Annotated in this window: 8 protein-coding genes; all 8 read right to left on the minus strand. The window is 60.7% G+C overall.

Features of this window, described 5'->3' with window-relative positions:
• On the minus strand, positions 1-2,332 hold a 2,332-nt coding region (locus ACQ4WL_RS07670; protein WP_436509117.1), incomplete at its 3' end, for a TonB-dependent receptor plug domain-containing protein.
• Between the two features lie 634 nt (positions 2,333-2,966).
• Positions 2,967-4,253 (minus strand): O-acetylhomoserine aminocarboxypropyltransferase/cysteine synthase family protein, encoded by a 1,287-nt coding sequence (locus tag ACQ4WL_RS07675; RefSeq protein ID WP_436509118.1) that lies wholly within the window; start codon positions 4,251-4,253, stop codon positions 2,967-2,969.
• Positions 4,254-4,356: 103 nt separating this feature from the next.
• Entirely contained in the window at positions 4,357-5,268 is a 912-nt protein-coding gene (locus ACQ4WL_RS07680) for a carbohydrate kinase family protein (protein ID WP_436509119.1), read from the minus strand.
• Entirely contained in the window at positions 5,265-6,950 is a 1,686-nt protein-coding gene (locus ACQ4WL_RS07685; protein ID WP_436509121.1) for an alpha-amylase family glycosyl hydrolase, read from the minus strand. The genes ACQ4WL_RS07680 and ACQ4WL_RS07685 overlap by 4 nt, the downstream gene beginning before the upstream one ends.
• A complete protein-coding gene (malG, locus tag ACQ4WL_RS07690; protein WP_077402472.1) occupies positions 6,908-7,798 on the minus strand; it encodes a maltose ABC transporter permease MalG in 891 nt (296 codons plus the stop codon). The genes ACQ4WL_RS07685 and malG overlap by 43 nt, the downstream gene beginning before the upstream one ends.
• Before the next feature lie 10 nt (positions 7,799-7,808).
• A complete protein-coding gene (malF, locus tag ACQ4WL_RS07695; protein WP_436509123.1) occupies positions 7,809-9,320 on the minus strand; it encodes a maltose ABC transporter permease MalF in 1,512 nt (503 codons plus the stop codon).
• Between the two features lie 94 nt (positions 9,321-9,414).
• Entirely contained in the window at positions 9,415-10,635 is a 1,221-nt protein-coding gene (gene malE / locus ACQ4WL_RS07700; protein WP_436509125.1) for a maltose/maltodextrin ABC transporter substrate-binding protein MalE, read from the minus strand.
• Between the two features lie 110 nt (positions 10,636-10,745).
• On the minus strand, positions 10,746-11,831 hold the full coding sequence (locus ACQ4WL_RS07705) for an ABC transporter ATP-binding protein (RefSeq protein ID WP_436509127.1): 1,086 nt from the start codon (positions 11,829-11,831) through the stop codon (positions 10,746-10,748).
• Positions 11,832-11,863 lie beyond the last annotated feature (32 nt).

Raw genomic sequence — 11,863 nt, forward strand, 5'->3', positions numbered from 1 at the left:
GACCAGTTTTACCGCTTCTTCCCGAAGCTCCGGTGTGTATGTTGTTGAGCGTGTCATAAGTTCTCCAGTCGGTGAAGTTTACCAAACTAGAGTGTCCGAAAAAGTCAGGGTACCTCACTTCGACATTCGTTTTGCCAACGTTTTGGTAAGGCAGTGTCATGTCCTTGATACGGCCTTTGTTCAAACCGGGATTATTCGCTTCCAGCACGGGATTGCGCGGGTCGCGGCCGATCAGCGCGGCAAAGCCGGGAATCGTGTCTTCATGATCGAGCGCATATTGCGCATCCAGAGACTGGATCGTGTCAGTTTGACGCACGCTATACCAATCCAGCGATGCCGACAGGTCCTTGATCGGTTGCAAGACGATACCCAGCGAGAAGTTCTTCGCTTTTTCCGCCTTCAGATCGGGATTGCCGGACAGGTAAACCTTGGGACTGTAGGAGCATTGCACGCCCGTGTAACCCAAGGGCTTGCAACGGGCCCAGTCGGCCACGGTGGTGTAGGCTGTGGTGGTCGAGGCGACCTCCGGCAAGGTCGGCGCCTTGAACGAAGTCGTGGCCGAACCGCGCAACATTACTTGCTGGTTCGGACGCCATGCGAGCGCCACTTTCGGGTTGTAGGAATTGCCGAAGTCGCTGTAATGGTCGCCGCGCAGCGCCAATTGCATTTCGACTTGCTTGGCGATCGGCACGTTCAACTCGCCGTATATGGAATACACCGTGCGGCTGGCCTTGCTGCTGGTTGCGCCAAAGTTGACGATGTTGCCCGCTGTCATCTGTGGATCGGCGACGTCGTCGATCGACTCGTGGCTGCCCTGTGCGCCCCAGGCGAAGCCAACTGATTCGCCGCCCAGCGTGAACAATTCAGGCGTGCTCATCTTCCATTCGGCGCTGCCAAGCTTGGAGGTCGAGCGGTGCGAAGTTGTTGTCAGGAAAGGCAAGTAGGCGCTTTCCGGATTATTCAAGACAAAGGGATCGTAGCCACCCGCTTTGCCCAGCAAGCCGGCTTGCAAGGCTAGCGTCGACTTGTCCAGCAGCGTTTGCTTGTCGGCGTCGTCGCTCAACTTGTTCTGGTTCAGGCTGATTGCGCCTTCGCTATCCCATTTGCCCAGCGTACCGCGCCAGCCGCCGACCAGACGTGTGGTTTTGCTGGTGATCTTGGAGGTCCGGTTGCCGGCCTCGTAGACGCTGCGGAAAACCTGCACCAGATCGCCAGGCAGGAAGCCGTTCACGCTGCCGTCGCTGCCGTCTGGCAGCGTCGCCAGACCGGGGTTGGTCGAGCCGGCCGTCCTGTAGTTGGCGCTGCTAAAGGCGGGGGAGTTCCCGATAATTGTCGACGAGTTCTGGGTGTAAGCGGCCTCCAGGAACAATTCGTCGCTGCTGTTGAGGCGCTGAGTGAAAATGGACGAAATACCGGCGCGCTCCTGCCTCGGCGTCAGGTTCGAAGCCGGATTGGTGAAGCAGACATTGTCTCCGGTGCTGGAGACACCTACCGTACCTTGGCAGCCGGGGATGACATAACCCTTGTCGCCACTGCTCTGATTGCGGATCCAGCCCATGTACTCGGTGGTCTTACGGTTATCGGAGCCGCCGAACTTGCGGAAATCGTGCTCCGCCAGGTTCGAATGCTTGTCCGACACCAGCGGATTGCGGCGGTACAAGTCCAGCGTCAACAGCAGGTTGCGCCCATCCTTCTCCAAATCGCCCCAACCGGAGGTCAGGCTGACGTTGCCGGTCTGGCCGTCGCCCTGCTGGTTGGCGCCGATGTTGGCGGTGCCCTCTACACCCTGGTAGTTGGTGCGGGTCTTGAAGTTGATCACGCCAGCGACGGCGTCGGAGCCATAAATGGCCGAAGCGCCATCGCGCAGGACTTCCACCGACTCGATGGCCGACAAAGGCAGGCTGTTCAAGTCGACGAAGGAATTCTCCGCGCCGTTCGCGAAGCCGTAGTTGGCCAGGCGGCGGCCGTTCAACAGAATCAGCGTGTACTTGGAGTCGAGACCGCGCAACGCGGCCGACGAGGCACCCTTGGCGAAGCTGGCGCTATCGTTGCCGTCGAGGGCGACGGAAATCGATGGCAGTTTGCTTAATAATTCGATCACGGTGGAGGCGCCGGACTTGGCAATGTCGGCGCGCTTGATGACCTCGATTGGAGTCGGGCCTTCCATATCGACGCGCGAAATATTGGAACCAGTGACGATGACGCGCTGTATTTTTTCGTTGGCGACGTCGGCTTGCTGCGCTTGCACTTGACTAGCGATGAGAATGCTTCCGGCCATGACGCTCAGTGCGATTTTGACCGCATGAACGCTCTTTTTTTCTTGAAAAATCATATTTCCCGAGACATATTAAATAATAAATTGTTTTTAATAAACAACAAAATTCAAGCCACCGATATCAGTTAACGATCCGCTGCTGAAATTATTGTTGCATCGTTTTTGGCAACAAGCTCATGGATTTACTGTAGATAGTCTTCTCCATAAGGCGAAGTTAACTATACAACTATGGGATGAATGCGGTTTGTATAATGTTGCTAATAAACAACGAAAAAAATATGTATTTAAGCAATATTTCTCTGTTTTGATGGATTCCTTGCTTGACTTGCCGGGCCAGCAGACATTTCGGTACATCCCAGGAACGAAAAAATCAGGGCGGCACATTTCGCTTAACGGGTATTTTTGCCACGAACGTGGTCTAACGGGATATTGTATGAAGGAGAGATGCCATGTCTGGACATATTGCCAGTGTCAAGGCCGAACGCGAGCATTGGCTCGCGCTGACACTGCCGCCCATGCGGCACTACCGGACACGATAGCAGCATGCTATGCCGGCGTGTGCATAGCGCTCAGCAACTAGCGGTACCTTGCAGCAAAGGTGTCGTACTGGGTTCTGGAAAACGCCGCGCCTGTCCCGGCAGGGTATGCATGCATGTGCCGGGACAGGCTTTCAGTCTGATTTCAGTTTGATTCAGGCCGCGTTCAAGGCCTGTTCCAGGTCTTCGCGCAAGTCGTCGATATGCTCGATGCCCACGGACAGGCGCAGCATGTCTTCGGACACCCCCGCCTTGGCCAGTTCCGCCGGATTGAGCTGGCGGTGCGTGGTGGACGCCGGGTGGGTGGCCAGCGACTTGGCGTCGCCGATATTGACCAGGCGCGTGAACAGTTGCAGGGCGTCGAGCACGCGGGCGCCGGCTGCGCGCGGATCCTCGCCGGCGGCCAGTTTCAGGCCGAAGGATAAAATGCCCGAGGCGCGGCCGTTCATGTATTTTTTCACCAGCGCGTGGTCCGGGTGGTCTTCCAGGCCCGCGTAATTGACCCATGCGACTTTCGGGTGCTGTTTCAAGTGTTTGGCCAGGGCCAGCGTGTTGTCGCAGATGCGGTCCATGCGCAAGGCCAGGGTCTCGATGCCCTGGATCAGCTGGAAGGCGCTCAAGGGAGAGATGGCTGCACCCATATTGCGCAGCGGGACGACGCGCGCGCGGCCGATGAAGGCGGCGGGGCCGAACGCTTCCGTGTAGACGACGCCGTGATACGACACGTCCGGTTCGTTCAGGCGTTTGAAGCGCTCCTTGTGTTCGGCCCATGGAAATTTACCGCTGTCGACGATGGCACCGCCCACGGTGGTGCCGTGGCCGCCCAGGTATTTGGTCAGCGAATGGACGACGATGTCGGCGCCGTGCTCGATGGGGCGGAACAGATAGGGGCTAGGCACCGTGTTATCGACGATCAGCGGGATGCCGTGCGCATGCGCGATTTCGGCCAGTTTCGCCACGTCCGTCACATTGCCCAGCGGGTTGCCGATCGATTCGCAGAAGATGGCCTTGGTGCGCGCGTCGATCAGCGCTGCGAAGGTCTCGGGCTGGCGCGCATCGGCGAAGCGCACTTCGATGCCGATTTGCGGCAGGGTGTGGGCAAACAGGTTGTAGGTGCCGCCATACAGTTGGCTGGCGGAGATGAAATTGTCGCCCGCTTCGGTGATGGTCTGGATCGCGTAGGTGATGGCCGCCATGCCCGACGCCACGGCCAGCGCGGCCACGCCGCCTTCCAGCGCCGCGACGCGCTTTTCCAGCACGTCCTGCGTGGGGTTCATGATGCGCGTGTAGATATTGCCGGCCACTTTCAGATCGAACAGGTCGGCGCCATGCTGGGCATTGTCGAAGGCGTAGGCCACCGTCTGGTAGATGGGGACGGCGGCGGCCTTGGTGGTCGGGTCGGGGGTGTAGCCGGCGTGCACGGCCAGGGTTTCGATTCTCATGTGGTCTCCGGTTCGAATGGTCTGCGATGGTGAAGCGTTTGAAATTCGCAGCCATTGTGCCATGCGCCCGTTGGCTGGCTGTTACGCTTGATAGAATATTAAGTCATAAGCTAGTGCCGTCTTGATATAAGTCATGCAGCTCTGCCAGCCCGATAAACCGCTCATGCGTGCCATGCTGGGCACAGGCAAACGCGCCGGCGATGGCGCCGCGGCGCATGGCGGCGTCGATCCCCGCGCCATCCAGCCATGCCTGCAGGAAGGCGGCGACGAAGGAGTCGCCGGCGCCATTCGTGTCCACCACGGGCAAGTCAAGCTGCGCGCAGGCGAAATGGAGGACGTGGTCGCCGCCCCGTTCCAGCACATACGCGCCGTCCGCGCCCGCCATGGCCACGACAAGCTGCGCGCGGCCTTCCGCCACAATCGCGCGCATGACGGCCTGCGTGCGTTCGCCCAGTGCGGCCGTGCTGAGGAACACCAGGTCGGCGCGCAGGGCAAAGACCTGGTGGTGCGGGTTGACGCCATCCCAGTCGTGCAAATCGGTCGACACCGTGGTGCCGCACGCTTGCGCATCGTCAAACAGCGCCGCCACCCAGCCCATGATGGAAAAGTGCGCGTGGCGCGCCGGGCCCAGGTAGGGCAGGTAAAAGGCGGCCGGCATGCGCACGTCTTCCGGGTGACGCCCGTCGTACAGCGACAGTCTGCGCCCTTGCGGGTCGACCAGGTTGACGCTGCGCCGCGTGCCCGAGGGTTCGACGATGTGTGAAAAATCGAGCCTGGCATCTTTATAGCGCTGCAGGATGGCCGCACCTTGCGCATCGTCGCCGATGAAGTCGATGAACTTGCAGCGCAAGCCCAGCGCATGGCAACCCAGCGCCACGCCATTGCCCGTGTGCGCCACGTAATCGTGGATGGGCGGCACGTGCATGGAATCGGCGACGGGCAATTGCAGGGAAGGGACGCGGACGATGGTGTCGATGCCGGCGCCGCCGACCACTAGAATGTCATAGGTACTCATGGTGCAGCTTTCTCCAGCAGGACGGTGCCGGCCGCGTTCACCGCGACGGCGCTGTCTTTTACGATATAGGTTCGATTGGTGTAGGCGTCGCGCAGCTTGGTGCCATCAGCGAAAACGCCGTGTATCTTCAACGTGATAATCCCCTGTGCCTCCGGCACGGCGATGATGGCGTCGTCCTGCATCACGCGGGCGAATGCATACGGCTGTTCATGGATGAATCTGTGCTCGCCGCGCGCCAGGGCAGGGTGGCGCAAACGGAACTGGCCCAGCTTGCGCGCATGCGCCAGGGTTGCAGAGTCCATGGATGTCCAGTTCATGTCGGAGCGGGTGGCCTGCTGTTCGTCGCCGGCGGGCGCCGCGCCAGGCAGGCGCGCGCTTTCATCGCCATAGAACAGCTGCACGCCGCCCGGCGCCAGCAGCAGGGCCGACAAGCCATGTTTCAATTGATCGCGCGGGAACAGGCTGGTGTCGTGCGAGGAGATATACGACAGGATGTCGTAGCGGGGCGCATTGCCAATGCGCTTGCCCAGCAAGCCCGCGTACTGGCGGTACACGCCGTCGATGCTTTTCCAGTCGGCCCCGGCGCGATGTTGAAAGTCGAAATTGATCATCGAGTCGAAGCCGGCGTCATGCCAGCTGCTGCGCTCGGGGCCATGGCCCCACGCTTCGCCCGTCATCCAGAACGGCGCATCGTCGATCTTTTGCTGAGGATGGCGCGCCTTCCAATCCTTGAGGGCATCGGTGGCCGCCGCGCGCAGGGCCAGCCAGCTAGCGGGTTCTACGTGCTTGACGGTGTCGGCGCGAAAACCGTCGACGCCGAATTCGCGCACCCAGTCGGCCAGCCAGTGGACCAGATAGCCGCGCACGGTGGTGTCGGGCAGGGCCACGGCGCGTGTGTCGGCCTTGCGCTGCAGGATAGGTGGCAAGCCCACGGCCTTGCCGCTCTCCGTGCGGAAGTCGGGCAGGTAGGCCAGCTGCATCGTGTAGTCGTCCTTGCCGCCGTCGGGATAGCCGGGCAAGCCGGCGCGTACCCAGTCCGGGCCCCACCACTGCGCGAATGCGAAGTTGTTGTAGTCGATGAAGCCGTGATAATCGCGCAGCACGGCCTTTTCATGGCCCGGCCACAGCACCGGCACCTTGTATTGCGCCAGGGTGCGCAAGTCCGCGTAGCCGGGATGGTTCAGCACCACGTCGAACAGCACGCGGATGCCTTGCGCGTGGGCCGTGTTGACCATCTCGCGCAGCTCGTCGCGCGTGCCCATGTTCGCATCCATGGTGGTGTAGTCGAGCGCCCAATAGCCGTGGTAGGCGTAGTGCTGGAATTGCTGCTTGCCGCCCACCACCCAGCCGTGTATCTGCTCATACGGCGCCGTGATCCACAGGGCGTTGACACCCAGATCTTGAAAATAGCCGGCCTTCAGTTGCTGCGTGATGCCGGCGATGTCGCCGCCGTGAAACGTGCCGACATCGCCACCTTGCGGGTCGGCGGCGCGGCCGTAACTGTGGTCGTTGCCGGGATTGCCGTTGGCGAAACGGTCTGTCACGGCAAAGTAGACGATGGGGTTTTCTGCGAAGCTTCCTGCCTGCGCCGAAGCGCACAAGAGCAGGGCGGCCAGCGTAGTCAGGGGGATGCGCATGGTCAGCCCTTCACGCCACCAGCCGTCAGGCCGGAGATCATCCATTTTTGCGCCAGCAGGAACACGGCCGTGATGGGCAGACCAGACAAAATGGCTGCCGCGGCGAAATCGCCCCACAGGTATTTTTGCTCGTACAGGAACAGTTTCGAGCCGACGGCCAGGGTCAGGTTGTTCTGTTCATGCAGCAGCACGGAAGCGATCGGGTATTCAATGATGGCGCCGATGAACGACAGCAGGAACACCACCATCAGGATGGGCACCGTCATCGGCAGCAGCACGTAGACGAACGCCTGCCATTGCGTGGCGCCATCGACCTTGGCCGCTTCCTCGATCTCGATGGGAATGGTTTGATAATAGCCCTTGATGGTCCATATATGCAGGGCGATGCCGCCCGTGTAAGCGAGCACCAGGCTGCCGTGGTGGTCGATACCCAGCCACGGCACGTAGCTGCCCAGCACATCGAAGATGGCGTAGATGGCCACCAGGGCCAGCACGGCGGGGAACATCTGCAGCAGCATCAGCGCGGACAGGGTCTGCGACTTGAAGCGGAACTGCATGCGCGCAAACGCATACGCGCAGGTGGTCGACAGCAGCACGGTGACGGTGGCGCTCATGCTGGCCACCTTGATGGAGTTCCATAGCCACAGCAGCACGGGGAAGTCCGGCTCGACCAGCGTGCCGTTGGGCGCCTGGTAAGACATGCCCAGCGCCAATCGCCAGTGCTCGAAGCTGATCTCGGGCGGTATCAAACTGCCCGAGGCGAAGTTGCCGGGTCGCAGGGAGATCGAGAGTATCATCAGGAAGGGAAACATCACCAGCGCGATCAGCGCGATCACGGCGACATGGGCCGCCAGGATGCGCCAGCGGTTGGAACGGTCGACAACGATAGCCATATGCTGTCCTTTATGCTTTGTTCATGCGCGTCAGGCGCATGTTGACCAGCGAAATCGCGGCCACGAGGAAGAAGATCAGGGTCGAGATGGCGGCGGCCAGGCCAAAGTTCTGGCCCGAATCCTCGAACGCGATGCGGTAGGTGTAGGACACGAGCAAGTCCGTCGTGCCGGCCGGTAAGGTGGTGTCGAGGAAATCGGGACGCCCGCCAGTCAGCAAGCTGATCAGTACGAAATTATTGAAATTGAAACCCAGGCTGGCCACCATCAGTGGCGTTAGCGGCTTGATGATCAGGGGCAGGGTGATCTTGAAGAAATTCGTCAGCGGTCCCGCGCCAGCCAGGGCCGAAGCTTCATACAGGTCCGACGGAATCGCCTTGATCAAGCCCATGCACACCACCATCATGTAGGGATAACCGAGCCAGGTGTTGACGATCAGGATCATGGCCTTGGCCAGGGTGGTGTCCGAGAACCAGGCGGGCTTGATGCCGAACAGGGCGTCGAGCACGAGGTTGATTTCGCCAAAGTTGTTATTGAACAAGCCCTTGAAGACCAGGATGGAAATGAAGCCCGGCACGGCGTACGGCAGGAACAGCAGGGTGCGGTACAGGCCGCGGAAGCGCAGCGCATCCCAGTTCAAGAGCACGGCCAGCACCATGCCCAGGCCCGTTGTCGTGGCCACGCTGATCAGGGCGAAAACGATGGTCCAGACGAAAATGCGCAGGAAAGGGCCGCGGAACGCTTCATCGGAGAAAATCTTCACGAAGTTGGCGAAGCCCACGTTGACCTTGAAGCCCGGCTCCAGTTTCGTGCCGTCCGGCATTTCATAAAAGCCCGTCTTGAAATTCGGTGTCACGAGCTCGCCCGTGGCGATCTTCTTCAACGTCTTGTCGGGGAGTTGCTTGTAGACATGCGCGACGGGGCCGAATTCGCGCAAGCCCACCATGCGCAGCTCGATCTTGTTCGGCATGACCAGGGTGAGCTGTTTCAAATCCTTTTGCAGGGCGATGATGTCCTTGATAGGCAGCGGCGCGGCCAGAACGGGCGCCTGCACGGGGTCGGGCGGCGCCACTTCCACCTTCAGCGGTACGGCGCGCTTGAGGGCCAGCGGCTGCGTCAAGAGCACTTCGCCCGTATCCGGGCTTTCCAGGCGCAGGCGGTATTCCTTGTTGTCGGCATGCACGGTCATGGCATAGCCGGTGCTTTCCACGCGCTGCGTCTCGTCCAGCAAATATTGCGTGGCCCGCTCGTAGGTGAGCAGGTTGCGCGAGCTGAAATTGGTAAAGCCGATCGACACCGTGTACACCATCGGCAGCAGCACGAAGACGATGACAGCCGTGATGCCGGGAAACAGATAACGGTAGGCATAGGCGCGCGGCGACGTGAAGACAAACGTCGTCAGGGTCAGCAAGCCGAGGAAAACGGCGGCCAGCATGGTCTGGCCGGAAATGTACAACATGAAGAGCAGATACAGACCCAGCGCCATGCTGATGGTCAATACCGTAGGGCCGATAAACTTGCGCACGATGGATACCTGTGAAGATGGATGCAGCAGAATACAGGGGTCAGACCCGCCGGGTCTGACCCCAGATTTTTGCCTGGGGTGATGGATACTGGGTCTAATTCGCCGTCGTAATCCGCTTCGCCGCCGCATCCAGGCCATCCTTGGTGCTCTGGCGGCCTTGCGTGATGTTTTCCAGCGCCGATTGCATGGACGACCAGAAGCGGCCCATTTCCGGGTTGTTCGGCATTGGGCGGCCCGCTTGGGCGGATTCCATCGTCGCCTGGATGTTCGGATTGGCTTTCAATTCCGCGAACAGCACTTTGTTAGCTGGCGTGCCCAGCGGGACGTCGGCGTTGATGGTTTTCAGGCCGTTGAGTTGCAGCATCTGGTTTTCCAGGAATTCCGTCGCCAGGTCCTTGTTCGGGCTAGCCTTGGAAATCATCGCACCCAGTACGCCCACGAATGGGGTGGCCGTCTTGCCAGCCACGGTAGGGATCGTTGCCACGCCGAAGTTGATCTTCGACTTGCGCGCATTGTCCCACGACCATGGGCCGTTGATCATCATGGCGATCTTGCCCTGGTTGAAGCCCGCTTCCATTTCCGCGTAGCCGGCACCCTTCGGCATGGCGCCGCTGTTGATCAGGGTCATCAGCGCATTCACACCCGCTTGCGAGCCGGCATTGTTCACGCCGGTTTTCGCCGCATCGTAGCGGCCATCGGCCTTGACTTCAAACGGGAAGCCGCCGCCCGCGCCCAGCAATGGCCAGGTGAAATAGGTATTCGTGTAATCCCACAGGATGGCTTTTTTACCCTGAGCGGACAATTTTTTGTCCAGCGCGGCGATTTCCTCGAAAGTTTTTGGCGGATTCGGCACCAGGTCCTTGTTGTAGACGAGGGCGACGGCTTCGATGGAGATCGGGTAGCCCCAGGTCTTGCCGCCCACCGTGAAGGCATTCCAGGCCAGCGGCAGGATGGCGGCGCGTGCTTCCTTGCTTGGCGTCAATGGTTGCAGCAAGCCCGCATCGATCCAGGTGCCGATGCGGTCATGCGGCCAGATCCAGATGTCCGGGCCCTTGCCGGCGGCCGCTGCCTGCTGGAATTTATTTGGTGCATCTTCCGGGTGCTCGACGACAACCTTGATGCCCGTCTTCTTGGTGAATTCCTCGCCGACCTTGGCCAGGCCCTTGTAGCCTTTGTCGCCATTGATCCAGATCAAAAGGGTGCCTGCTTCGGCCGCGTGCGCCATGCTGACGGCGGCCAGGTTGCCGATGCCGGCCAGGGCGGCGGCGATCAGGGTGGTTTTGATGAAGCTGCGTTTCGGGTGTGTGAAGGACATGTCAATCTCCAGTATCTTTTTTTATGCTAAGTTTATGTTGAGTATCAAGGCTGAAACGATGCAACCGGGCCAGGCGGCGCCTGTAGCGCCTGGCCCCTTAAAGCCGGGGTTCAGGTACGGGTCTGGCCGTGTTCGTCGAACACGTGGACGCGGGCGGGCGCCACCTGCAGCGCCACGGACTGGCCAATGGCCCAGTCCGTATCCGCATCGGCGCGCACCACCAGCGGGTCCTCGCCGCCCGGCACGTGTACATACAGATAGCTGATGTCGCCCAGTTTTTCCACTGCCTGCACGGTGGCCGTGATGGCAGCAGTGGCGCCGGGCGCGCACGCCTGCACGTGTTCGGGGCGCGCGCCGACGGTGACGGGGGTGCCGCTGGCCAGCGGCTGCGTCAGCACAGCCTGCAGCATGCCGCCCGCATTCGTGGCGATGGTGGCCACGCCGTCGGCATAGCTGTGGATCTTTCCTTTGAGGAAATTCATGCGGGGCGAACCGAGGAAGCCGGCCACGAACAGGTTGGCGGGGTGGTGGTACAGCTCCAGGGGCGCACCCACCTGTTCGATGCGGCCTGCGTTGAGCACGACGATGCGATCTGCCAGGGTCATCGCTTCGACCTGGTCATGCGTGACGTAAATCATGGTCGAGCGCAATTCGCGGTGCAGATTCGCCAGTTCGATGCGCATCTGCACGCGCAGGGATGCGTCGAGATTGGACAGCGGTTCGTCGAACAGGAAGACGTCGGGCTTGCGCACGATGGCGCGGCCGATGGCCACGCGCTGGCGCTGGCCGCCCGACAAGTCTTTCGGTTTGCGTTCCAGCAACGGTTCGATGCGCAGGATTTGCGCGGCGCGCTGTACGGCGTCGGCAATCTGTACGCGGCTCTGTCCAGCCAGTTTGAGACCGAACGCCATGTTTTGCGCCACGCTCATGTGCGGGTACAGGGCGTAGCTCTGGAACACCATGGCGATGCCGCGCTTGGCGGGCGGCACGTCGTTCATGCGCGTCTTGCCGATGAATAAATCGCCGCCGCTGATTTCTTCCAGGCCGCAGATGCTGCGCAGCAAGGTCGATTTGCCGCAACCGGACGGACCCACGAAGACCATGAATTCGCCATCGGCGATCTCCAGGTCGATGCCGTGCAGGGTTTGCACGTCACCATATGCCTTCTTCAGGCCTGTTAATTTCAGTCCAGCCATGTCGTCCTCGTTCTCTCAATTTGGCCCCGCTG

Source organism: Janthinobacterium kochi, from assembly GCF_051380715.1.
Classification (GTDB): domain Bacteria; phylum Pseudomonadota; class Gammaproteobacteria; order Burkholderiales; family Burkholderiaceae_D; genus Janthinobacterium.

Excerpts from the sequence above, each read along its gene's own strand:
- ACQ4WL_RS07685 (WP_436509121.1), bottom strand. The coding sequence starts at position 6,950 with ATGGATGATCTCCGGCCTGACGGCTGGTGGCGTGAAGGGCTGACCATG.
- ACQ4WL_RS07675 (WP_436509118.1), bottom strand. The coding sequence starts at position 4,253 with ATGAGAATCGAAACCCTGGCCGTGCACGCCGGCTACACCCCCGACCCG.
- ACQ4WL_RS07705 (WP_436509127.1), bottom strand. The coding sequence starts at position 11,831 with ATGGCTGGACTGAAATTAACAGGCCTGAAGAAGGCATATGGTGACGTG.
- ACQ4WL_RS07680 (WP_436509119.1), bottom strand. The coding sequence starts at position 5,268 with ATGAGTACCTATGACATTCTAGTGGTCGGCGGCGCCGGCATCGACACC.
- malE (WP_436509125.1), bottom strand. The coding sequence starts at position 10,635 with ATGTCCTTCACACACCCGAAACGCAGCTTCATCAAAACCACCCTGATC.
- malG (WP_077402472.1), bottom strand. The coding sequence starts at position 7,798 with ATGGCTATCGTTGTCGACCGTTCCAACCGCTGGCGCATCCTGGCGGCC.